At 74.3% G+C, this 22,906-nt stretch carries 19 protein-coding genes; 6 read left to right on the forward strand and 13 right to left on the reverse strand.

Annotation, left to right across the window (positions count from 1 at the left end):
- Positions 1-75: 75 nt before the first annotated feature.
- The 4 genes from BR98_RS36445 to BR98_RS19680 all read right to left on the reverse strand — a co-directional run bounded on the left by BR98_RS36445 (position 76) and on the right by BR98_RS19680 (position 6,035).
- Positions 76-2,133 carry a glycosyl hydrolase gene (locus BR98_RS36445; RefSeq protein WP_051969945.1) on the reverse strand — a complete coding sequence of 686 codons (2,058 nt, stop codon included), beginning with the start codon at positions 2,131-2,133 and terminating at the stop codon, positions 76-78.
- A gap of 43 nt (positions 2,134-2,176) precedes the next feature.
- Positions 2,177-2,599, reverse strand: coding sequence for a DUF7144 family membrane protein (locus BR98_RS19670; RefSeq protein ID WP_035846449.1), 423 nt, complete (start codon positions 2,597-2,599; stop codon positions 2,177-2,179).
- A 204-nt stretch (positions 2,600-2,803) separates the two neighbouring features.
- Positions 2,804-3,514, reverse strand: a complete 711-nt coding sequence (gene pgeF / locus BR98_RS19675) for a peptidoglycan editing factor PgeF (RefSeq protein WP_035846450.1) — start codon at positions 3,512-3,514, stop codon at positions 2,804-2,806.
- A gap of 10 nt (positions 3,515-3,524) precedes the next feature.
- The gene (locus tag BR98_RS19680; protein WP_035846451.1) at positions 3,525-6,035 is read right to left on the reverse strand and encodes a helicase-associated domain-containing protein; all 2,511 of its coding nucleotides are present in this window, start codon (positions 6,033-6,035) and stop codon (positions 3,525-3,527) included.
- A 224-nt stretch (positions 6,036-6,259) separates the two neighbouring features.
- Here BR98_RS19680 and BR98_RS36450 point away from each other — a divergent pair, with 224 nt between their 5' ends.
- Positions 6,260-7,126, forward strand: coding sequence for a hypothetical protein (locus BR98_RS36450; RefSeq protein WP_051969946.1), 867 nt, complete (start codon positions 6,260-6,262; stop codon positions 7,124-7,126).
- A 75-nt stretch (positions 7,127-7,201) separates the two neighbouring features.
- Here the strand turns inward: BR98_RS36450 and BR98_RS19690 are convergent, their stop codons facing one another.
- Positions 7,202-7,786 carry a TetR family transcriptional regulator gene (locus tag BR98_RS19690; protein WP_035846456.1) on the reverse strand — a complete coding sequence of 195 codons (585 nt, stop codon included), beginning with the start codon at positions 7,784-7,786 and terminating at the stop codon, positions 7,202-7,204.
- Positions 7,787-7,900: 114 nt separating this feature from the next.
- Here BR98_RS19690 and BR98_RS19695 point away from each other — a divergent pair, with 114 nt between their 5' ends.
- Positions 7,901-8,206: a hypothetical protein gene (locus BR98_RS19695; RefSeq protein ID WP_063774808.1), complete on the forward strand. Its 306-nt coding sequence runs from the start codon at positions 7,901-7,903 to the stop codon at positions 8,204-8,206.
- Here BR98_RS19695 and BR98_RS19700 read toward each other — a convergent pair.
- Entirely contained in the window at positions 8,182-9,066 is an 885-nt protein-coding gene (locus BR98_RS19700) for a class I SAM-dependent methyltransferase (protein ID WP_051969947.1), read from the reverse strand. The genes BR98_RS19695 and BR98_RS19700 overlap by 25 nt on opposite strands.
- Positions 9,067-9,111: 45 nt before the next feature.
- On the reverse strand, positions 9,112-10,059 hold the full coding sequence (locus BR98_RS19705) for an ABC transporter substrate-binding protein (protein WP_035846459.1): 948 nt from the start codon (positions 10,057-10,059) through the stop codon (positions 9,112-9,114).
- A gap of 54 nt (positions 10,060-10,113) precedes the next feature.
- On the opposite strand from BR98_RS19705, the gene BR98_RS19710 reads away from it, so the two are divergent.
- The gene (locus BR98_RS19710; RefSeq protein WP_035846461.1) at positions 10,114-10,734 is read left to right on the forward strand and encodes an HAD family hydrolase; all 621 of its coding nucleotides are present in this window, start codon (positions 10,114-10,116) and stop codon (positions 10,732-10,734) included.
- Here the strand turns inward: BR98_RS19710 and BR98_RS19715 are convergent.
- Positions 10,731-10,961, reverse strand: coding sequence for a hypothetical protein (locus BR98_RS19715; protein ID WP_035846462.1), 231 nt, complete (start codon positions 10,959-10,961; stop codon positions 10,731-10,733). The genes BR98_RS19710 and BR98_RS19715 overlap by 4 nt on opposite strands.
- 477 nt (positions 10,962-11,438) lie before the next feature.
- Between BR98_RS19715 and BR98_RS42345 the strand changes: the two genes are divergently transcribed.
- On the forward strand, positions 11,439-11,822 hold the full coding sequence (locus BR98_RS42345) for a cold-shock protein (RefSeq protein ID WP_035846464.1): 384 nt from the start codon (positions 11,439-11,441) through the stop codon (positions 11,820-11,822).
- Between the two features lie 37 nt (positions 11,823-11,859).
- On the opposite strand, the gene BR98_RS19725 is transcribed toward BR98_RS42345, so the two are convergent.
- From BR98_RS19725 to BR98_RS19740, 4 genes are read right to left on the reverse strand one after another with little or no spacing between them, the layout of a single operon-like run.
- Positions 11,860-12,708 (reverse strand): 1,4-dihydroxy-6-naphthoate synthase, encoded by an 849-nt coding sequence (locus BR98_RS19725; protein ID WP_035846465.1) that lies wholly within the window; start codon positions 12,706-12,708, stop codon positions 11,860-11,862.
- Positions 12,701-13,402, reverse strand: coding sequence for a futalosine hydrolase (locus BR98_RS19730; RefSeq protein WP_407639468.1), 702 nt, complete (start codon positions 13,400-13,402; stop codon positions 12,701-12,703). Before BR98_RS19730 ends, BR98_RS19725 begins: the two co-directional genes overlap by 8 nt.
- A complete protein-coding gene (locus tag BR98_RS36455; RefSeq protein WP_051969948.1) occupies positions 13,399-14,001 on the reverse strand; it encodes a hypothetical protein in 603 nt (200 codons plus the stop codon). The genes BR98_RS19730 and BR98_RS36455 overlap by 4 nt, the downstream gene beginning before the upstream one ends.
- A 26-nt stretch (positions 14,002-14,027) precedes the next feature.
- On the reverse strand, positions 14,028-15,356 hold the full coding sequence (locus tag BR98_RS19740) for an MFS transporter (RefSeq protein WP_232247901.1): 1,329 nt from the start codon (positions 15,354-15,356) through the stop codon (positions 14,028-14,030).
- Positions 15,357-16,064: 708 nt separating this feature from the next.
- Here BR98_RS19740 and BR98_RS19745 point away from each other — a divergent pair.
- On the forward strand, positions 16,065-16,943 hold the full coding sequence (locus tag BR98_RS19745; RefSeq protein WP_035846469.1) for a DUF3027 domain-containing protein: 879 nt from the start codon (positions 16,065-16,067) through the stop codon (positions 16,941-16,943).
- 91 nt (positions 16,944-17,034) lie between these two features.
- On the forward strand, positions 17,035-20,343 hold the full coding sequence (locus BR98_RS19750) for a sacsin N-terminal ATP-binding-like domain-containing protein (RefSeq protein ID WP_083976741.1): 3,309 nt from the start codon (positions 17,035-17,037) through the stop codon (positions 20,341-20,343).
- Here the strand turns inward: BR98_RS19750 and BR98_RS19755 are convergent.
- A complete protein-coding gene (locus BR98_RS19755) occupies positions 20,307-22,838 on the reverse strand; it encodes a cation-translocating P-type ATPase (RefSeq protein ID WP_083976742.1) in 2,532 nt (843 codons plus the stop codon). The genes BR98_RS19750 and BR98_RS19755 overlap by 37 nt on opposite strands.
- Positions 22,839-22,906 lie beyond the last annotated feature (68 nt).

A 22,906-nucleotide genomic window follows, 5' to 3' on the forward strand; every position in this document is an offset into this window, starting at 1 on the left:
AGTGTCGCGCATCGGCGGAGTGAATGGGGGCGGTGTGAGCGACGGGGCACTGGAACGGGTGGCGGGCGGGCGGTCTTAGCGGAGGGTGGCGTTGTCCAGGTAGATCGAGGACTGGCCCGAGGCGCCCTTGGCGGGGACGAAGTCGACGCCGATCTCGCAGACCTGGTCGCGGTTGGGAATTCCGCCGAGGTTGAGGAAGAGCCGGGTGCCGTTGGAGTCCACGGACTGGCCCCTGTTGTCGTACCAGGTGAGGGGCCCGCTGCAGCTTGGGCCGGTGCGCAGGTAGAGCTTGGCGGTGGTGCCGCCGGCCTGGTTGCCCCAGGGGGCGGTGCGGGCGGTGACGGAGAGGGTGAGGTGGCCGCTCAGGTCGGTCGGGGTGCTGTAGTGGCGGTTCAGGATGGACTCGTGCCGCTGGTCGAGCATGACGTCGGACTTGAGCGAGTGCGTCCCGGTGGCCGCCCACTCGGTGACCGACCAGGGGACGGAGTTGATGGTCTGCCAGTTGCTCCAGCCCTCCACCCCGGTCTCGAAGTCGGCGAGCAGGGTGGCGGGTCGGGCGGCGGTGACGTCGTCGACGTACACCGAGGCCGGGCCGGTGGCGCCGGTGGCGGGGGTGAAGTCGACGCCGATGTCGTGGACGTCGTTGAGGTTGGGGATGCCGGCGAGCGACACCGTGAGCATCACGCCGTCCGGGCCGATCACGGTGGCGCCGCTGTCGTACCAGGCGTTGCCGGAGCCGGTGCGCAGGTAGAGCTTTGCGGTGGCGCCGCCGGCCTGGTTGCCTCCTGGGGCGGTGCGGGCAGCGGCCGAGAGGGTGGCGTAGGCGCTGAGGTCGAACTGGCCGTGGTGGTAGAGGAAGAGCTGCTTCTGCTGCGAGAGGTCGGTATCGGCCCTGAGCGAGGAGCTGCCCTGTGAGGACCATTCGTTGACCTGCAGCGGCCCGTTCGCCTGGTTGTAGGCGGTCCAGCCGTCGGCGCCGGTCTCGAAGCCGTTCAGCAGCTCGACCGGGTCGGCGGGCCGGGCCGGGCCGGCTGCCTCGGTACGGGCGGAGCGGTCGAGCTCGCCCAGGTTGACCGTCCACGGGTCGTTCATCAGGGCCTTGGCGCCATCCGGGATCTGCTGGGTGAGGCCCCAACTGTCGTTCCAGGAGAGGAAGTAGCTGGTGGCCGGGTAGCGGTGGTGGATCGCGTCCGACCAGCGGCGGAAGTCGAAGCTGTTCGGGTCGGCGGCGGGCGGGGTGAGGTTGTTGTCGGTCGGTGCGCCGATCTCGGCGAACGCGAACGGCTTGCCGAGGGCGGTCATCGCGTCGTAGCCCTGAGCGGCGGACGGATCGGCCGGGTAGCAGTCGAGGCCGACGATGTCGGTGTACGCGGCGCCCGGGTAGTAGCCGGCCGGGTCCGAGGTGTCGCAGAGCGAGGAGTAGACCCAGAGCAGGTTGTGCAGGCCCTTGGTCTGGGTCAGGTAGGTGTACATGTTCCGCCACACCGCGATGAAGTCGGAACGCTGCTGCCCGCTCCACCAGAAGGCCTGCTGGTACGTGGAGTTCATCTCGTGCAGCGGACGGAACAGCACCGGCACACCCGCCGCGTCGAGCTGCTGGAGCCCGGCGGCCACCTGGTCCAGGGTGGCGTGCCACTGCTTGCCGACGGCGGTGGTCGGGTCGGTGATCTGCGCGAAGTCGTCCAGGTGGACGAAGAGCCCGCCGGTGGGCTGCGCGGGGTTGGGTGCGTGGAAGCTGACCGAGGCCAGGCCACCCTGCTGCCACCAGTTGATCAGGCCGCTGTTGCAGGAGGTGTCGATGCTGGAGCTGCCGTTGGCGGCATAGTCGCAGGCCAGCAGGCCGGGGTTCTGGCCGGTCGCCGTCTGAAGCTTCCCCAGCTGGGTGGGCTGCCCGTCGGTGGTGGTCCGGTCGGCCGAGAAGGTCGAGCCGCTGTAGCCGCCGAAGAAGCCGGAGAGCACCCGGTTGCCCGCCCGGTTCGGTAGTTGGGCCAGCCAGTCGAGCGCCTGCGCGGCGGCCGGCGTGGCCTGCGGGTCGGACGGGGCCGCGGTGGCCGCCACGGCGGACGGGGCTGTGGCGAGGAGCGGGAGGAGGAGCAGCGCTGATATCAGCGCGGTGCGGAGTCTGCGCAACATGATCCCCAGTTCTAACAGAGGATCAGATCGGCCAGGAGACGGCTCAGTAGTCCGGGCCGGCGCGGTTGGGACGGACCACGCACAGGCCCCAGATGACGAAGGCGCAGATCGCGATCACGATGATGGACCAGAACGGGTAGTAGGGGATGGACAGGAAGTTCGCGACGATGAGCAGTGCCGCGACGAGTACACCGACTGTCCGGGCCCAGAGCGCCAGTCGGAGCAGGCCGACGGTCACGCCGAGGGCGAGGACGCCGAGGACCAGGTGGATCCAGCCCCAGCTGGTCAGGCTGAACTTGAAGACGTAGTTCGGAGTCCGGACGAAGACGTCGTCCTCGGCGATCGCCATGATGCCGCGGAAGATGTTGAGCAGGCCGGCGATCGCCAGCATCGTGGCGGCGAAGACGACCAGGCCACTGGCTATCACCGGGGATTTGTCGTCGCGGGTGTTCGAGGGTGCGGACATGGCGTGCCTCGCTTCCTGCCGTGAGGTCCTCCTCGCGGAGGCGGGGCGGCCGCGGCCTGTCGGGACGAGGGGCCCGACGAGGGGCCCGACGCGTCTGCCCCTGGTTTCGACCATAGAGCACTCCTGCTCGCGCGCATCTCAGTGCAGTTGGGGCGTACTGGCGAGCGGGGCCGAGCCTGCAGCCCGGCTGGGCGGGCGCAGCCGTCAGGTCAGCCAGATGTAGGCGGCGAAGCGGCCGGTGGCCTGTTCGCGGCGGTGTGAGAAGAGGTCCGCGTCCTCGATGGTGCAGCGCGGGTCGCGGCGGATCTCGGCGACTCCGGCGCGGGCCAGCTGCGCGGTGATGCCGGCGGGGAGGTCCAGGGCCGGGGTGCCCTGGCGGGTGGTGGACCAGACTTCGGGGAGGGCGGCGGCGGCTTCTTCGCGCATGGCGGCCGGGACTTCGTAGCAGTGGCCGCAGGCGGCGGGGCCGATCAGGGCGACCATGCGGGAGGGGTCGGCACCGGCCTCGGCCATGGCGGCGACCAGGTTGGGGGCCACGCCGTCGAGGGTGCCGGCACGGCCGGAGTGGGCGGCTCCGATCACTCGGGCGACGGGGTCGGCGAGGAGGACGGCGGCGCAGTCGGCGCCCAATGATGCGAGCGCCAAGCCCTGCTCGGTGGTCCAGACGCCGTCCAGGCCGGGGGCGTCGGTGCCCCATGGGGCAGTCACCCGTTGCACGGTGGCGCTGTGCACTTGGCGCATCCAGACCACGCGGTCCGGGGCAACCCCAAACTGACTGGCAGTCAGTTCTCGATTCCGCAGCACGTTCTGGTAGTCGTCTGCGGTGGCGCCGCCGAGGTTGCGGTCGTACGGTGCCGGGCTCACGCCGCCGTGGCGGTCGGTGATGGCGTAACGGATGCCAGCTGCGAGGTCCATGGCGTCGACCCTAGCCTTCGTCCAATTCCGCGACGCCGGTGATCCGGTGCAGGGCGAAGGTGTTCAGCTTCTCGGCGTGGTGGTCGAAGGCCGTCACGTACCCGCCTTCCACCTTGACCGGGTCGATCACCCGCTGTGAGGCCAGCCCCTCCGCGTTGATGTAGCCGATCCACATCCGCTCGCCCAGCAGCACCGCGGTCTGCAGGGCGGCGAGTGTGTCCGCGGCCGCTGTGCGCGGGAGTTGGCGGGCGGCGGCCGGGCCCGGGACGGTTTCCCGGCGGACGGCGGTGGCCGCGTGGTCGCCGGCGCGGATCGCCTTCACGGCGGCGCCGAGCAGCACGTCGTCCGGGGTGGCGGGCCCGTCGGCGACCGGGACCGGGGCGGCTCGGAACGGCGTGCGGTGGCTGTCCGGGCGGGTGATCACCAGATCGCCCTCGGCCGATTCGGCGGCCGGCGCGTAGCCCATGCCGCGCAGCACGGCCAGCACGGTGTCCGGCCCGGCCTGGGCGGCCAGCACGGTGGGCGCGAGCAGGCGCAGGCGCAGTTCGACGGCCCGCCGGTCGGCCATGACCTCGGCGAGCACCGCCGGATCGTCGCAGCGCAGGTAGGCGGAGGCGGCACCGACCCGGAGGACCCCGTGCCGCCGCGCGACGTCGTCGATCAGGTAGCTGAGCGGCTGCGGGACGGCGGTGCGGGAGTGCTGTTCCAGGAAGGAGTGCAGGTCGGCGGCGGTGCGGCCGGCGTCCAGGGCACGGCGCACCGATTCGGCGGTGAAGCGGTAGACGGTGGCGCCGCCCTTGGACTCGATCTCGGCGCAGAGTGCGAGGGCCTGGGCGAGCGGGGTGAGCAGCGGGCCGGGCGCGATCGCGGTCAGGTCGGGCTGCAGGATCACGTGGTCCAGCGGCTGCGGGAGGAGCGGATCCAGCAGCGGCACCGGGTCGGCGCCGGCCAGCAGTGCGCGGGCCGGGGCGCCGAGTGCGCCGCGCCCGGTGATGCCGAGCAGCTCGGCCTCGGCGAGGGTGAAGTCGGTGAGCTGGTCGCGCAGGTCGCGGCCGTCCGGGCCGGTGGCGCCGCCGCGCAGTGGGCGGTACCAGCGTTGGACGGGCAGCAGGGTGGCGGCGTCTGCGACGGCGCCTTGCGGCAGTTCGGCGAGCAGGCCGAGGACGGCGCGGCGGGTGGCGGGGGCCAGCACCCGGTCCAGTTCCGGGCCGAGGGGGGCGCGGGTCTTGCCCTTGCCGTCGGGGGTGCCGACCAGTCCGGGCACCCGGGTGGCGGCCAGCCAGCTGCGGGCCAGCAGCGTCCAGCGTTCGGCCACCGGCTGCTGCAGCCACAGGTCGTAGGCGGGGGTCGGGGCCCACACCTCGCCGGTCCTGGCGGTGCTGTCGATGGTCTCGCCGTCGGGGGCGAGCAGGCCCGCGCCGTAGGCGAGTTCGAGCCAGAACGCGGCCTGCGGCTCGCCGGTCTCCAGGGTGACGGCGGCCCGCTTGAGGTCGCGGACGCCGAGACCGCCGGCCCGCAGGGTGGGGGGCGGCTGCAGGCCCCACAGGTCGAGCAGTTCCTCGACGGTGCGCACGGCCGTGTAGGCCTGGCCGGCCGCCGCTTTGTCCACAGCCTGTGGATCGCGCTCGACGGTGGGCACCAGCGGCGGCGGGGTGGGCTCGACGGAGCGGTGGCTGCGCCCGCCGCGCAGGTGCAGGGCCAGCTCGCGGGGGAGCACCACGCTGCCGGGACCCGAGGGCAGCAGCAGGCCGCGGGCGAGCAGCCACTCGACGGGGCTGCGGGCCTCCTCGGCTGTGACCGGGCGGGCGGCGTCCGGCACGGTGCCGGTGGGCGGGCCCCAGAGCAGCTTCTCCAACACGCCGAGCGCGGCCGCCGGGGCCTCGGCGAGCAGCTCGGCGCACCGCTTGCGGTCCTCCAGCAGGGCGGTCAGCGCGGCGACGCCGGTCACCGGGTCGGCTGTGCCGGGCAGTCCGGCGCCGGCCAGCAGCTGCTGCAGCCGGGCCGGGGACATGCCGAGGGTGGCCTCGGCCAGCGCCGGGCCGAGTCCGGTGCCGCCCGGGCTGGCGGCCGACGGCGCGAGCGCCTCGCGGACCGCGATCACCAGGCGCAGCGCGTTGTCGGGGCCCCAGAGCAGGGCGCGTTCGCGCAGCGCGGCGAGGGCCTGCGGGAGGGCGGCGATCACCGCCTTGCGGTCCACCGGCTCGGCGCCGGGGTGCGGCTTGACCCGGGCGGGGCCGGCGAGCAGGTCCCGGACCAGCGTGTCGGGGCTCGCGTCGGGGGCGGCCGCGAGGGCCTCGGCGACCTGCAGGGTGAACCGGTCGAGCCGCTCCAGCGCGCGCAGGGCCGAGGCCCGGCTGGAGAGTCGGGCGGCGAGCTGGGTGAGGTCGGTCGGCACCGGGTTGAGCAGATCGGGGCGCAGGCGCAACAGGGTGGCGAGCGCCTGGTCGCTGCTGGCGCGCAGTTCGTCGGCGAGGGTGCGGGTGCGGGTCCTGCCGGGCTGCCCGTTCGGCTCGGTGGTCATCCGATCCAGAGTAGTCGCAGTCGGTTGCCCGTGGGGGCGGCCGGCGGGAGGGCCGGGTGCTGTCCCAGGTGGCGGCGGGTGGTGGGCGGGGGCGGGCCGCCGCAGGTGGTGGGGGTGGCGGGGAGTCGGGTGGGGCATAGGCCGGGTAGCTCTCGCGTGGTTGGACGCCAGTCGGTAGCGTCAGCGGACGGCGGGGCCTGGAGCACGGAACAGGGTGGCGGGCGATGGCGGGTGAGCAGTCGGGCGGACGGCCGCAGCAGCGGTCCGACACGGCTTCGGGCGGCGGCGCGGGGCAGCAGCCGGCACAGTCGTCCCCGCCGCAACCGCCCGAGCGCCCCGCCGAGGCGTTGACCGGCGGCCTCTCCGGTGGCGAGTGGTGGCGGGTGGAGGGACCCTGGCGGGTCTTCGGCGCCGCCCGGCCCGAGCCCGAGGAGGAGAGCGTCTACGCCCCCGCCCCGCAGGTCCCGGTGGAGCCGGCGCCCGCCAACGGAGAGGCCGCCGGGGGTGCCTCGGCCTGGCTGATCGCACCGGCCACGCCCGGCCCGTTCCGGGTGCCGACGGTCGCGGACTTCCCCGGCTGGGACGCGGTGACCATCGAGTTCCCGCTCGACGAGGTCGAGCCCGCCGAGGCCGTCGCCGACCCGAGGCTGATCCCGGACCAGCGGGCGGGCGAGGAGGCCCCGGCCGAGGTCGAGCCGACGGGGGAGGTGGGGGAGGGGGCGCTCGCCAGGGGGCTGCTGACCGGTCGCCGCCCCTCGCCGCTGCTGCTGCTCGCGGCGGCCGTGCTGCTGGGCGGGGCGGTCAGCGGGTTGATCCTGGTGTTGCTGGCCGGCTGGGGCCTGGCCTACCTCTCGGCCCGACTCGGCGACCTGATGAAGAAGTTCGTCGTCTTCGGCATCCCGCTGCTCACCATGAGCGGTTCCAGCATCTGGTTCTGGGGCCGTGCCCAGGGTCGCTGGGGCGAGCCGCTGGCCAAGGGGTCGCCCGCGACCCACGCCGCCTTCGCCGCCGCCCCGGGCGTGCTGCGGGTCGCCGCCGTGGTCTCCGCACTCGTCCTGCTCGCGGTCGCGTTGCGCCGGCGCAGGGCCTGACGAAAAGTCGGGCAGGGCCTGGCGAAGAGTCGGGCGGGGCCTGACGAAGAGTGGGGAGAGCTGCCTGACGGACCGTCAGGAACCGAGCTTCTGGGCCAGCTTGACCAGCGCCGCGCGCCGCGTCGCGAGGCTGTCCTCGGGCAGGTCGGCCATCACCATGGTGATCACCTTGGGGACGGCGAACCACCAGGCGGAGAGCGCGAAGACGGCGTACAGCAGGTGCTGCGGCGGGAACTCGTCGGAGAAGGTGCCGGCCCGCTGCGCCTGGGCGATGGCGGTGACCCGCTCCGCGTAGTAGGCGGCGCGTTCGGAGTCGCGGGCGGTGGGGCCCGACTCGACCAGCAGGCCCTCCCAGCGCAGCAGGCGCAGGAAGGTCGGGTGGGTCGAGTGCCAGTCGAACAGCAGGCCGGCGAACTCGCCGAGGTCCTCGCAGCGTTCGGGCAGTGGCGAGGCGGCCTGCATCACCTTGGCCAGCTCCTGGTCGACCACGTGGCCGAAGAGCTGCTCCTTGTTGCCGAAGTACTGGTAGAGCCGCTCCTTGTTGACGCCGGCCTTCTTGGCGATCCGGTCCACCCGCGCGCCCTCGGGTCCGTACTCGGCGAACTCGTGTACGGCGGCGTCCAGTAGCAGCTGCTTGGTCTTCGCGGTGTCCCATGCCATGGGCGCAAGTCTACGCACCCGAGCGGCATCTCCAACCAAGTAGTTGGACAAGCGTGGCCGCCCGTGGAAGACTCCAACCAACCAGTTGGTTGGAGTTTCTGGAGGGGGTCCACCATGTCCGTTCCCAAGGTTCCCAGCGTTCCCACCGTGCACCAGCGCGCCGTGATCACCTGGCTCGCCGTCTATCCGACGATCACCACGGCCCTGGCCCTGATCGGCCCGCACACCACCCACCTGCCGCTCTTCCTGCGCACCCTGATCCTGACCGTGGTCGTGGTCCCGGTGGTGGTGTACGGGCTGATACCGCTGCTGCTGAAGGCCCGCGGCGCCGCCCTGACCCGCAGCGCGAAGCACGGTCGGGAGCAGCGCGACGAGGCCGTGGCGGAGCCGGCCGGCTACTCCCGCAGCGCCGTCGTGTAGCGGATCGCCGTGCGCCGCACCAGGCTCCCGTCGGGTGCGCCGAGCGGGGCGAGCGCCGCCAGCGCGGCCTGCTTGGCCTCGTCCAGCCGCCCGGCCGGGATCGCCTCCAGCACCCCGCGCCAGCCGCCGGCCCGCTGCGAGCGCCACCAGGCCTCGGCATCGGGGTAGTGGGTGGCGGCCGGGTACTCGATGGTACGGACGTCGGTGAAGCCCGAGCGGTGGAGCAGTTCGGCCGCCTCCTCGGGGCTGCGGCCCAGCGGGTTGAACCTGGCCGCCCGGCTCTGCCGCAGCCGGGCGGCCTCCGGCGGCAGGAAGGCGTTGAGCGCGGCGCCCGGCCGCTCCCAGCCCGGTTCGTCCGCGCCGAAGGCGGTGAAGCCGAGCCGCCCGCCGGGCACCAGCACCCGGTGCAGCGAGGCAAGCGCGGCGGCCGGGTCGGGGGTGAAGATCACCGCGAAGGAGGAGAGCGCGGCCTCGAAGGAGTGGTCGGGAAAGCCCAGCGCCTCGGCGTCGTCCACCCGGACGCTGACGTTGCGCAGGCCCCGCCCGGTGGCCTCGGAGCAGGTGGCGCGGACCATCCCGGGGGCCAGGTCGACCCCCACCACGTAGCCCTCGGGGCCGACCTCGGCCAGCGCCGCGAAGAGTACGGCGCCGCGCCCGCAGCCGACGTCCAGCACCCGGTCCCCGGGCCGCAGTCCGGCCAGGCCCGCGAGCTTGGCGCCGATCGGATTGAAGAAGCCGCCGTTGGCCTCGTCGTACTCCTCGGCGGCGAGCGAGAAGGCGTGGGCCAGGGCCTGCTTGCGGCGGTGTGCCGCCTGGGCCGGGTCGGCGGGTGACTCACCTCGGAGCTGAGTGTTCGTCATACCGTCATGGTGGTCCGGTGTGTGCTGCATCACAAGAGTCCGGCATCAGGCGCCGAGGAGGCACTGGAGCTGAGTGAGGATCAGGTTCGCGCCGGTGTACCCGATCCCCTCGAACCAGAGCTGGTCGTCCACCGGGAAGGCCCGGTGCGCCCTGACCGCCCCCAGGGCCCGCCAGGCGGGGCCGGCCAGCACGGCGTCGGTGCCGGCCGCGCCCGGGTCGCCGTAGGTCGAGTAGAGCAGCAGGTCGCCGTCGGCCCCGCCGAGCTGGTCGGGGTTGACCTCGACGTCGAACTGGTCGACGTTCTGCGCGTCGGGCCGGCCGAGCTGCAGGTCGGCGAGGATGGTGCCGAGGAAGTTCTGCCGGCCGTAGAGCCGGATCCGCCCGCCCTGGACGAACCGCACCAGGCTCACCCGGCGTCCGGTGGCGCCCGCGCCGGCCAGGGCTCGGGAGACCGTCGCCAGCTGGCCGCGGTAGGCGCCGGCCACCGCGTCGGCCGCCGACTGGCTGCCCAGCGCCCGGGCGTGCACCAGGAAGTTCTCCCGCCAGGGGAAGCCGGTGGTCGGGGTGAGCACGGTCGGCGCGATCGCCCGCAGCGCGTCGTAGTGGGCGCCGTCGCGGGTCTGGTTGCCGAGGATCAGCTCCGGGCGCAGCGCGCGGATCTGCTCGTAGTGCGGGGCGCCGACGGAGCCGGCGGTCGCCACGGCGGTCAGCCGGGAGGCCGGCCAGTAGCCGGGCAGCTCGTGGTCGGCCGCCGGGCGGCAGGCGCCGACCGGGGTGATGCCCAGGGTCATCGCGGAGTCCAGCTCGGCGGTGTCCAGGGCGACCACCCGCACCGGCTCGCCCGGCACCACCACCGGGCCGTTGGCGGCGGTGACGGTGGCGCTGGGCACCGGGGCGGTGACGTCCGGCAGCGGTTCCCCGATGCCGGGGGCCCGGCCGCAGCCGGTCAGCGCGGCGGCCAGGGCGGTGGTGAGCACGGTCCGGCGGTGCATGGCTGGACTCCTCCGCGGGCGAGGTCTCGGGGCGCTGCCATCTAGGCTGGCGGCATGTCTGCGCTCACCATCGGTTTCGACCTCGACATGACCCTGCTGGACACCCGTCCGGGGATCAGGGCCACCCACCTGGCCCTGTCCGAGGAGACCGGCACCTACATCGACGCGGACCTGGTGGTCACCCGGCTCGGCCCGCCGCTCACCCAGGAGCTGGCCAACTGGTTCCCCGCCGACCAGGTCGAGGCCGCCGCCGACCGGTACCGCGTGCTCTACCGCGACCACGCCTTCGAGCCGACCGTCCCGCTGCCGGGCGCGCTGGATTCGGTGGCGGCGGTGCGCGCGGCGGGCGGCCGGGTCGCGGTGATCACCGGCAAGTACGGGCCGAACGCCCGGCTGCACCTGGAGCACGCGGGCATCGCCTACGACGCGCTGGTCGGCGACCTGTGGGCGGAGACCAAGGGTGTGGCGCTGCGCGAGCTGGGGGCCGCGGTGTACGTCGGCGACCACCTCGGCGACATCGTGGGTGCGCTGGCGGCCGGCGCGGTCGCGGTCGGCGTGACCACCGGGCCGTACGGCGCGGCCGAACTCACCGAGGCCGGCGCGCACGTGGTGCTGGCCGACCTGACCGAGTTCCCGGCCTGGCTGGCCGGCTACCGGGCCTCGGACAGGTCCTAGCTCGCGTTGGCCGCGTTGGCGCGGCGGCGCTGGGCGCGGGCCGAGCGGAACAGGCCGGTCAGCGCGAGCAGGAAGCCCAGCGGCATCAGCATGCTCGCCCAGTAGGCGGCGCTGGGCAGCGGGGTGAGGTGGAAGAAGAGCGGCACGAAGGTCACGATCGTGGCCAGCGCGCCCAGCACGAAGACCACCGCCCCGACCCGGACCAGGCCCTCGCCGGTTTCCTTCACCGCAGTACTCCTCACCAGAAGGGGATCTCGCCCCCAGTCTCGCAGAGCCGCGAAATCCCCGGTCGCGGGCCTCACCGGCGGCGTAAACTGACCCCCCGTCACCTGGGCGGATGTGTGGCTCGTCACTGCCTGCGGTTCGCCGGGGACAGGGAGTTTCGACCGCCCGTCGGCGGGGGTATGCAGGTCTCGCACGGGGTCGCCCGACCCCGATTCCAGGCAGGGGGTGTGCGCCATGACGATCGCCGCGTCGCAGTCGTCCGGCCGTGCCGTGCCCTGCCCGGGCTGCCGCGGCAGAGTCCGGCAGCGAGTCGGGGACGTGTGCGAGTGAAACCCTTGAGCGGTCGTCAGCCCCGCTGACCGCCCGCCGTACTCCGGTCCCGCCGGCCACCGTGGCGCCCCGCCCGGACCACCTCCCTCCCCACCAGGCCCCCGACGACGCCGTCGGGGTGCCTCCACACCACACCGAGGACATTCGAGATGCCCACCGGCCAGGTCAAATGGTTCAACGAGACGAAGGGTTTCGGCTTCCTGTCGCGCGACGACGGTGAGGACGTCTTCGTCCACAGCAAGGCGCTGCCCGCCGGGGTGAGCTCGCTCAAGCCGGGTCAGCGGGTGGAGTTCGGCGTGGTCGCGGGGCACCGTGGCGAGCAGGCGATGGGGGTCACCCTGCTGGACGCGCTGCCTTCGGTGGCCGTCGCGCAGCGCCGCAGCGCGGACGACATGGCACCGATCGTGCAGGACCTGATCACCATGCTGGACGCCGTGCTGCCCGGACTGCAGCACGGTCGCTACCCGGCGAAGCCGAACGGACAGAAGCTGGCCACCGCCTTGCGCGCGGTGGCAGATCAGTTCGATGTCTGAGCGGTTCGACGTGTAGACCGCTGGGGCCGGACAGGCCCTAGGGGAACGCCAGCGCGTCCGGCTCGATCGCCGGCACCAGGCCTTCGTCCGCCGCCCGGGTGAGCAGCGCCCGGACGGCGGCGTAGCCCTCCTCGCCGAGCTCGGCGGTGAACTCGTTGACGTACAGCGCGATGTGCTGGTCGGCCACCGCCGGGTCCATCTCCTGGGCGTGCGCGAGCACGTACTCCCGGGAGGCCGCCGGGTCGGCCCAGGCGGCCCGCACCGAGGCCGAGACGGCGGCGGCCAGCTCGCGCAGCCGGGGCGCGCCCAGCGAGCGCTTGGCGATGATCGCGCCCAGCGGGATCGGCAGCCCGGTCTGCTGCTCCCAGGCCTCGCCCATGTCGGCGAGCTTGACCAGCCCGTACTGCTGGTAGGTGAACCGCGCCTCGTGGATCACCAGTCCGGCGTCCACCCGGCCGTCCCGGACCGCCGGCATGATCTCGTGGAACGGCAGCACCACGATCCCGCCCAGTCCGCCGGGCACCGCCGTGGCCGCCCAGAGCCGGAACAGCAGGTAGGCGGTGGAGCGCTCGCTCGGCACCGCCACCACCTTGCCGCCGAGGTCCGTGCCGGTCTCCGGTCGGGTGAGCACCAGCGGCCCGCAGCCGCGGCCGAGCGCGCCGCCGCAGGGCAGCAGCGCGTACTCGTCCAGCACCCAGGGCAGCGCCCCGTAGCTGATCTTGAGCAGGTCCAGCTCGCCGCGCTCGGCCTGGCCGTTGGTCACGTCGATGTCGGCGAAGCTCACCTCGGGGGCCTCGGCGCCCGGCACCAGGCCGTGTGCCCAGGCGTGGAAGGTGAAGGTGTCGTTCGGGCAGGGCGAGTAGGCGATCCGCAGCGGCTCAGCCATGTCGGGCCTCCGGAAGCAGTAGGTCGTACGGCAGCACCGCGAAGGCGTGCTGCAGGGCGGTGAGCGCCTCGCCGATCCGCCAGGCGGCCCGGTCGCGCGGGCCGACGGTGTTGGAGACGGCGCGCAGCTCCAGGGCCGGCACCCCGCGTCGGGCGGCCGCCTCGGCCACCCCGAAGCCCTCCATCGCCTCGGCCGCCACGCAGGGGTGGCGGCGGGTCAGCTGGGCGGCGCGGGCGGCGCTGCCGGTGACGGTGGAGACGGTGAGCACCGGCCCGACCACGGCGCCGGTGGCCGCGGCCAGCAAGGTGACGGTGTGCGGCGGCGGCGTGTGCCGCACGGTGCCGAAGCCGAGCGCGGCCACGTCCTGGAAGCCGTCCGGGGTCTCGGCGCCCAGGTCGGCGGCGAGGATCGCGTCGGCGACCACCACCGAGCCGATCGGCGCGTGCGGGGCGAAGCCGCCGGCGATGCCGGCCGAGACCACCAGCGGGTGCTCCCCGTCGGCCAGCGCGAAGGCGGTGGCGGCGGCCGCGGCGGCGGGGCCCACCCCGGCGGTCACCACGGTGACCCGTCCGGGCGGCGCGCCGCGCAGCACCGCCTCGGCCTCGGCGGCCACCGCGACGACGACGAGCAGCCGACCCCCCGCCTGTTGGGCGCGGGGGATCGGCTGCTCGTCGGTGGACTGCGGCAGGGTCACTGGCCCTGCGAGGGGTCCTGACCCTGGCCCTGGCCCTGGCTGGAGTCCTGGGACTGGGCGGCGCCGGCCGGGGCGGCGTCGTTCTTCAGGTTGAGGAACCAGACGGCGAGGATGCCGGGGTTCTGCGACTCGGCGGTCTTCGGGTCGAACTCGATGACCGTCAGGGTGGTGTCGCGGACCTGGGTCAGCACGTTGACCGCGGGGACCAGGCCGGAGAAGGTGTTGTCCTTCTGGTACGGGGCGACCGAGGCGTTGCCCTGGCCGGCGCCGCCGTTGGTGTAGGCGCGCCAGCCGTTCTTGGCGGTGTCCGGGTCCACGCCGACGCCGATCCGGTCCGCGGTCTTGACCGAGACCGTCTTGAACTTGGCGACCTGGGTGGAGAGCAGCTGGCAGGCCTTGTTCGCGGCGGCGTCCAGCGGCTTGCCGGCGTTGTAGCAGGACGGTTCGAACCGGTGTGAGTCGCGGCCGACGGTGACGGTGGCCTGCGTCTTCAGCGGGGCGTCCTGGCTGGAGGCGTAGGCGATGGACCCGCCGAGCGTGCCGGCGCCGATCACGACCACGGCGCCGAGGGCGGCGATGACACGGTTGTCGAGGCTCATGGACGAAGGCTATCCAACTCCGGCGATCACGCGACGCGGGGGTGCGGTGTGCCGCTGCGAACCCCCAGGCGGACCAGTGCCAGCACCGTCCAGAGCAGCGCCACGCCGAGCAGCGCGGCCGCCACCGACAGGCCCAGCACGCCGTCCAGCGGCAGCAGGATGCCCAGCGCCCCGCCGAACACCCAGGCGAGCTGCATCAGGGTCTCCGAACGGGCGAAGGTCGAGGTGCGGACCGCCTCCGGCACGTCGCGCTGGATCAGCGCGTCCAGCGCCAGCTTGGCCAGCGAGTTGGCGATCCCGGCCACCGCGGCCACCACCAGCACCGTCGCGACGCCGTACCAGATCGCGGCGGCGGCCGCGGCGCCGGTGGCCAGCAGCAGCATCAGGGTGATGGTGGCCTCGGAGCCGCGGGTGCGCAGCCAGGAGCCGAGGACCGAGCCCAGCGCGTTGCCGCCGCCGGCCGCCACCGCGAGCAGGCCGAGCGCGGCGGTGGGAGCCAGGCCGCCGACCGGGTCGACCCGCAGCAGGAAGGCCAGGAAGAGGGTGAGGAAGCCGCTCAGCCCGCGCAGCGAGGCCACCGCGCGCAGGCCCAGCACCACGGCGGGGCCGACCGTGCGCAGGCTCGCCTTGGCCCGCGGGGTCGGCTCGGTGGGCACCGGCTCGCCCGGGTTCAGGTGCGGCTCGGCGTGCAGCACGGCCCGCTGCTCGCCCTTGGCGGAGTCCACCTGGTGCGGCAGGTGAAAGGCCATCAGGGTGCCGATCACGAAGACCAGGAAGGCCCCGCGCAGCGGCCAGGACGGGCCGATCAGGTGCAGCCCCCCGCCCACCGCGGCGGCCACGCCGGTGGCCAGCAGGCCGGCCAGGGTGACCCGCGAGTTGGCCTTCACCAGGGTGATCCTGGCCGGCTTGAGCCGGGGCACCACCACGCTGCGCACCACGCCGTAGGCCTTGGAGGCGACCAGGCAGCCCAGCGCCTCGGGGTAGAGCGCCAGGTCGCCGTCGGTGATCGAGCCGGCCATGGTCCAGGCGAGCACCGCGCGGGCCAGCATCGCCATCGCCATCGCGGCCCGGCGGCCGTGCGGCAGCCGGTCCAGCAGCGGCCCGATCACCGGGGCGAGCAGGGCGAACGGCGCCATGGTGACCAGCAGGTAGAGCGCCACCCGGCCGCGGGCCTCGCCGGTGGGGACCGAGAAGAAGATGGTGGAGGCGAGCGCGATGGTGATCAGCATGTCGCCGAAGGAGTTCAGCGCGTGCAGCTCGATCAGCTTGGCCAGGCCCGACTCGCCGGCGCCGTCGGCCGAGGTGGCCCTGCGGATCCGCCGACCGGTGCCGTGCACCACCTTGCCGGTGCGCAGGCCGGCGGCGGAGGCGCCGCGGAAGAACAGGTTGCGGTGCACGGGAGTGTCCACCGGAGCCGTCTCGGGACCGGCGTCGGGATCGGCTTCGGTCTGGTCCTCGGCCTGGGCCTGGGCCTGGGCCTCGGGCAACTCCTCGGGCAACTCCTCGGGCAGCTCCTTGGGCAGCGGGGACCCGTCCGCCGACTGTGGAGTCGTGTCGTCCACAGGGGGGACCGAGAGCTGCTGTCGCGGCACGGCGCCCGGCTCCTCGGGAGTCGGTGCGTGCAGAGCGTGCTGCGACGGGGTTTCGTCCGCCACACCCGCAATCCTGCCTGACAATCCGGGCTGCGACGAGGGATTGGCCCCGGCTCGGCGCGGCCCGCACCGCCGGGCGGGCCGCTCGGGCTGTCGCACCGGCACGCCCGACGGGTAGCCTGCTGTTCGCGTGCTGCTGCGGCGGAGCGCGTGGCGCAACCCCTCGGCCCGGCCCGACGGCGGCGCGGCCGGTCCCCGCAGGGCTCCCGGTCACGCAGAATAGGGTCGGTACCACCAGCGAGCGGTACCGGCGGTTCGTTCGAACGACGCGATGGCTCCGGGCTGGTGCCCGCCGGGCCCGGCTCCGGCGGCCCGGGCGGACCACGACGGTCCCGTACGGCCCGGGTGAGCCACCGGGCGACTAGGCTGCAGGTAAGAAGACTGGAGAGAACCGACGCCGTGAGTGCTGCGATGCGAAGCCGTACCCCCGACCGGCTCTGTGCCGAGGCCGTCGAACTCGCCAGGCAGGCAGCGGTCGAGGCGGTCGGCGCCGAGGCCGTCGGCGCGCACCTGTCGGCCACTGCCGAGGGCGAGCGCGTGGTCACCCACACCTTCGAGTGCCTGGACGCCGCCTACCGCGGCTGGCACTGGGCGGTGACCGTGGCCCGCGCCCCGCGCGCCAAGCTGGTCACCCTGGACGAGGTCGTGCTGCTGCCCGGACCCGACGCGGTGCTGGCACCGCAGTGGGTGCCGTGGAGCGAGCGGCTGCGCCCCGGCGACCTGGGCCCCGGCGACCTGCTGCCCACCGACGCGGACGACCTGCGGCTCGAGCCCGGCTGGACCGGCGACGACGAGCCGGCCCCCAACTCGGCCGTCTACGAGGTCGATGACGACCTGGAGCTGTCCGACCCGCACGTCCAGCCGGCCCCGGCCCGGGCGCAGATCGGCGCGGTGGCGGACGAGCTCGGCATGGCCCGTCCCCGGGTGCTCTCCCGGATGGGCCTGCACCTGGCCGCCGACCGTTGGGAGAAGGCGCACGGCCAGCAGACCCCGATGGCCCAGTCGGCCCCGGCCTCCTGCACCAGCTGCGGCTTCCTGATCCCGATCGGCGGCTCGCTGGGCCAGGCCTTCGGTGTCTGCGGCAACGAGTTCGGCCCGGCCGACGGCCAGGTCGTCTCGCTCGCCTACGGCTGCGGCGGCCACTCCGAGGCGGCCGTGCTGCCGGCCCCGCCGGTGCCGGCCGAGCTGATCCTGGACGAGACCGTGGTCGAGCCGCTGCACCTGCACCCCGACCGCGCCGGCGGCTCGGTGGAGCCGGACGCGCCCGCCGAGGAGCTGGGCCACTCCTGATCGCGCCCCGGGCGATCAGGAGCGCCCGGACGAGAGACAATGCCCCCCGTAGCAGTGTCCGGTGTGACAGACGGGGAAGGCGGCGGGTTCAGTGGAGCCTCGCATCATCGGTGGCGGCAGTGACGAGCAGGGAGACCGGTTCGAGACGGCCGAGCTGCGCCGCCGTGTGCTGGACGCCTGGGGGGCCTCGCCGGCCCGGTTCCGGGAGGACGCCAACGCCGAAGAGGAGTTGGCGCTCGGCGGCTACCGCGACCGTCTGATCGTCGAGCTGGCGCAGAACGCCGCCGACGCCGCCGCCCGAGCCGGACACGGCCCGGGGCGGCTGCGGCTGACCCTGCGGGACGGTGTGCTGGCCGCCGCCAACACCGGTGCGCCGCTGGACGCTGCCGCCGTGGAGTCGCTGGCCACCCTGCGGGCCTCCTCCAAGCGGGCCGACGCCGGCCCGACGGTGGGCCGGTTCGGGGTCGGCTTCGCCGCCGTGCTGGCCGTCAGCGACGAGCCGGCCATCGTCGGCCACGCCGGCGGGGTGCGCTGGTCGCTCGCCGAGGCACGTGAGCTGACCAGTCGCCAGGCGGCCGAACGGTCGCAGTTGGCCGATGAGTTGGTCCGCCGCGAGGGCCATGTGCCGCTGCTCCGGCTGCCCTTCCCGGCCGAGGGCGAGCCGCCCGCCGGATACGACACCGTGGTGCTGCTGCCGCTGCGCGACGGCGCCGCCCAGGACCTCACCCGGCGCCTGCTCGAGGGCATCGACGACGCCCTGCTGCTCACCCTGCCCGGCCTGGCCGAGCTGGTGGTGGAGACCCCGGACGGTCGGGTCCGCACGCTCACCCGCTCCGCCGTCGAGCGCACCGAGGACGGCCTCGGCGAGGTGCTGCTCACCGACCGGGACGCCGACCGCGACTCGCAGTCCCGCTGGCAGACCGTCACCGCCACCGGCGCGCTCGCTCCCGAGCTGCTGACGGACCGTCCGGTGGAGGAGCGGGCCCGCCCCTACTGGACGGTGACCTGGGCCGTCCCGGTCTCCGCCACCGGCACGCCCGAGCCCGTCCCGGTCGCCCCGGTGCTGCACGCGCCCACCCCGAGCGAGGAGCCGCTCGGCGTCCCGGCCCTGCTGATCGCCTCCTACCCGCTGGACTCCACCCGCCGCCACATCGCGCCGGGCCCGCTCACCGACTACCTGACCGAGCGGGCCGCCGAGGCCTACACCGACCTGCTGCGGGCCCGCGGCGCCGACCTCGGCTCGCTGGCCCTGGTGCCCGCGCCGCTCGGCCAGGGCGCGCTGGACAACGCGCTGCGCGGCGCGATCCTGTCCCGGCTGCCCGGCACCGCCTTCCTGCCGCACCCGGCCCCCGTCGAGGAGGGCACGCCCGCGCTGCGCCCGAAGGACGCCACCCTGGTGGAGGGCGCCAACCGCGAGGTGGTCGAGGCACTGGCGCCGATCTTCCCCGGCCTGCTGCCGGCCGGTCTGGAGCGCCGGGCCGAGCTGCGCGCGCTGCAGGTGCGCCGGCTGCCGCTGGCCGAGGTGGTGGACCAACTCGGCGGCCTGGAGCGGGAACCGGCCTGGTGGCGCAGCCTGTACGGGGCGCTGGCCGGGGCCGACCCGGAGGCGCTCGGCGCGCTGCCGGTGCCGCTGGCCACCGGGCGGGTGGTGACCGGCCCGCGCCGGGTGCTGCTGCCCTCCGACGACGCCGACTGGGCGGGTTTCCCGGGCTACCCCGAGGCGCTGGCCGAGGCGCTGGACCTGCTCGATCTGCGGCTGGCCCACCCGGAGGCCGCGCACCCGCTGCTGGCCAAGCTGGGCGCCACCGTCGCCACCCCCGCCGGCGTCCTGCAGACCCCCGAGCTGCGCGCCGCGGTGGCCCGTTCGCTGGATGTCGGTGACGAGGACTTCGACGCCGCCGCCGACCTGGCCGACGCCGTGCTCGGCCTGGTCAAGGCCGCCGAGGCGAAGGCCGGCGACCACCCGTGGCTGGCCCGGCTGGCGCTGCCGGACGACGAGGGCGAGCTCAGCCGGGCCGGTGAACTGATCCTGCCCGACAGCCCGTTCGCGCAGCTGGCCCGTCCGGAGGACGCGCCCTATGTGGACGAGGACCTGTTGGAGCGCTGGGGTCCGGAGGTGCTGGCCGCGGCCGGGGTGCTGAGCGACTTCGTGCTGGTCCGGGCCGAGGACGCGGTGCTCGACCCCGACGACCTGGAGCGGCTGGACCCGACCGCACCCGCCGACCGCGCCGTCGGCGGTTCCCCGACCGGCCTGCTGGACGAGGCCCCCGACGGGCTGGCCGACTGGTGCGAGGAGGCGCTCGAGGCCCTGCACGCCGACGACGCCGACGACCTGGGTGTGCCGCCGGTGGCCGCCGAGCTGCTGGTGGTGCGCGACCTGGACCTGGTGGACGACCAGGCCTGGCCCGAGGCGCTGGCCCGGCTGGCCCGGCCGCCGTACCGGGACGCCGTGGTCACCCCGGTCCGCGCGCTGCTGCCGGACGGCAGCTACACCGACCTGCCGCCGTACACCGCCTGGTGGCTGCGCGACCACCCGGTGCTGGACGGCCGGGAGCCGGCCGGTCTGCGCGCGGCCGGCGCCGACCCGCTGCTGCGCGGCCTCTACGACGAGGCCCGCACCACGCTGGACCCGGAGTTCCTGCACGCCCTCGGGGTGCGCACCACGCTCGCCGCGCTGCTCGCCGAACCGCACGGCTCGGAGGAGCTGCTGGACCGGCTCACCGACCCGGTCAGCGAGGTGACGCACCGCCAACTCCACGGCATCTACACGGCGCTGGCCCAGGTGGACGCCGAGCCCATCGACGTGGTGCGGGCGGTGCCGCCGCTGGACGAGGAGACCGGACGCCGTCCCGGGCACACCGTGGTGGTGGACGCCACCGAGGCGGTGGTCGCCGACGCCCCCGACCTGGTGCAGCTGCTGCACCCGTACCCGCTGGTCCCGGTGGCCCCCGCGCTGGCGCCGGCGCTGGCCGAGCGGCTGCACGTCTCACTGGCCAGCGAGATCGCCGGCGGCCGGGTGCTCTCCGAGGGCGCGCTGCACCGGGTGCCGCCGTTCGTCCGCGAGCTGCTGCCCGGCTGCCCCGCCGCCTACGAGGAGCACGAGGAGCTGCTGGTGGTCGGCCCGGACGGCGAGGAGGCCGCGGTGGACTGGCGCTGGGACACCTCGGCGCCGACCCCCGAGCTGCCCTACGACCCGGACGCGGCCGACGAGGCGGACGAGGACGACGAGTTCGAGGTGCCGCCGGTGCCGGGCCTGCTGCACGCCGCGACTCCGGAGGGCCTGGCGGCCGGCCTGGCCTGGTCGGTGGGTCAGTGGCACCGGCGCTTCGAGGTGCTGGCCGCGCTCGCCGAGCCGGACCGGGCCTACGAGCTCTCGGCGGCCCGCGACTTCGAGGGCTGACCGGGCGTCGAGGGCTGACCGGGCGTCGAGGGCTGACCGGGCGTCGAGGGCCGGCGGGGCTCGTTCGCGCCGGGGGTGTCGCTGCGTTTGACGAAGTACCAGACCACCTCCAGCACCAGCCCCGCCACCAGCGCGATCGCCACGCCGGTCCACGGGTCCCGGATGCCGGCCAGCTTGAGCTGGAAGAAGTTCGACAGCGAGGGCACGATCATCACCAGGGCGAACGCCCCGCACATACCGGCGATCAGCAGCACCCGCCACCAGCTGTACGGCCGCGCCACGATCGCCAGCACCCACATCGCGACCAGGAACAGGGTCAGGGTGGCCACGCTGGTGTCGGCCTTCAGATCGGTGGCGTGGTTGGCCCGGGCCAGCGCGTAGGCGACGAAGGTGGCCGTCCCGGCGATCACCCCGCCGGGGACGGCGAGCCGCAGCACCCGGCGGACGAAGCCGGGGCGGGCCCGCTCGGTGTTCGGGGCCAGCGCCAGGAAGAAGGCCGGGATGCCGATGGTCAGCGAGCTCAGCAGGGTGGAGTGCCGGGGCAGGAACGGGTACGGCACCTGGGTGAAGACCACCAGCAGCGCCAGCAGCACCGAGTAGACCGTCTTCACCAGGAACAGGCTGGCCACCCGTTCGATGTTGCCGATCACCCGCCGGCCCTCGGCCACCACCGAGGGCAGCGTGGCGAAGCTGTCGTTCAGCAGCACGATCTGCGCCACCGCCCGGGTGGCCTCGCTGCCCGAGCCCATCGCCACGCCGATGTCGGCGTCCTTGAGCGCCAGCACGTCGTTGACCCCGTCGCCGGTCATCGCCACCGTGTGCCCGCGCGACTGCAGCGCGCCGACCAGCTCGCGCTTCTGCTGCGGTGTCACCCGGCCGAAGACCGTGGTGCGCTCGGCGGCGTCGGCCAGCGCCTCGGGCTCGGCGGGCAGGGTGCGGGCGTCCAGCGGGTGCTCCGCGCCGGGCAGGTCCAGGCTGCCGGCCACCGCGCCGACCGAGACCGCGCTGTCGCCGGAGATCACCTTGGCCTCGACCCGCTGGTCCGCGAAGTAGCGCAGGGTGGTCGCGGCGTCCGAGCGGACCCGCTGCTTGAGCACCACCAGGCCGCGCGGCTCCAGGTCCTTGGCCGGGTCGGGGGCGTCCAGCGGGACCGGGGTGCGGCCGAGCAGCAGCACCCGCAGGCCCTGGGAGCCGAGCTCGTCCACCTCGGCCAGGGCCGGGTGCTCTGCGGGCAGCAGCACGTCAGGGGCGCCGAGCAGCCAGCTGGCCTCGGCGCCGCCCGGCTCCAGCAGCTGCACCCCGCTCCACTTGCGGGCCGAGGAGAACGGCATCGCCTCCAGCATCCGCCAGCGGTCCCGGTCCGGGCCGCCGTCGCCGTAGGCGTCCAGCACCGCCTGCATGCTGGGGTTCGGCCGGGCGTCCGCACCGGCGAGCACGGCGAGCGCCTGCTTGAGCACCGCCTCGCCGTCCGGCACCCCGTCGGTCTCCGGGACGGCCAGCGTGCGCAGTTCCAGCACGTCCATGCCGCCCTCGGTGAGGGTGCCGGTCTTGTCCAGGCAGACCGTGTCCACCCGGGCCAGCCCCTCGATCGCCGGCAGCTCCTGCACCAGGCACTGCTTGCGGCCCAGCCGGATCACGCCGATCGCGAAGGCCACCGAGGTGAGCAGCACCAGGCCCTCGGGCACCATCGGCACGATGCCGGCCACCGTGCGGCGCACCGCCTCGCGCCAGTCGTTGTGCTCGACCGTCCACTGACTGATCACCAGGCCGATCGCGGTCGGGATCAGCAGGTAGGTGATGAACCGCAGGATGGTGTCGATGCCGGTCCGCAGCTCGGACTTGACCAGGGTGAACCGGCTGGCCTCCTCGGCCAGCTGGGCGGCGTAGGCCTCGCGGCCGACCTTGGTGGCGGTGAACGCGCCGGCCCCCGCGACCACGAAGCTGCCGGACATCACCTGGTCGCCAGGCTGCTTGAGCACCGAGTCGGGTTCGCCGGTGAGCAGCGACTCGTCGATCTCCAGGCCGTCCGCCTCGGTGACCTCGCCGTCCACGATCACCTTGTCGCCGGTGCCGAGCAGCACGGTGTCGTCCAGCACGATCTCGGCGACCGAGACCTCGACCGCCTGCCCCTCGCGGCGCACCTCCGGGCGGGCCTCGCCGATCAGCGCCAGGCTGTCCAGGGTCCGCTTGGCGCGCACCTCCTGGATGATGCCGATCGCGGTGTTGGCCACGATCACCAGGCCGAACAGTCCGTCCTGGATCGGGCCGACCACCAGGATCACGGCGAACAGCACACCGATGATCGCGTTGAACCGGGTGAAGACGTTGGCTCGGACGATCTCCTTGACCGAGCGGCTGGAACGCACCGGTACGTCGTTGACCTGACCCTTCGCCACCCGCTCGGCCACCTCGGCGCCGGTCAGCCCGCCGCGGCGGACGGGCGCGAGGCCACAGGCGTGGGCACCGGGCGCGGTCTGGTCCGAGGGGTGCGTCATGGCACCGACTCTACGGGCGGCAAATGTCCGATGCGTCCTCCTATGGGCCGATGGCGGGTCGGCCGGTA

It is taken from the genome of Kitasatospora azatica KCTC 9699, assembly GCF_000744785.1.
GTDB classification, from domain to species: Bacteria; Actinomycetota; Actinomycetes; order Streptomycetales; family Streptomycetaceae; genus Kitasatospora; species Kitasatospora azatica.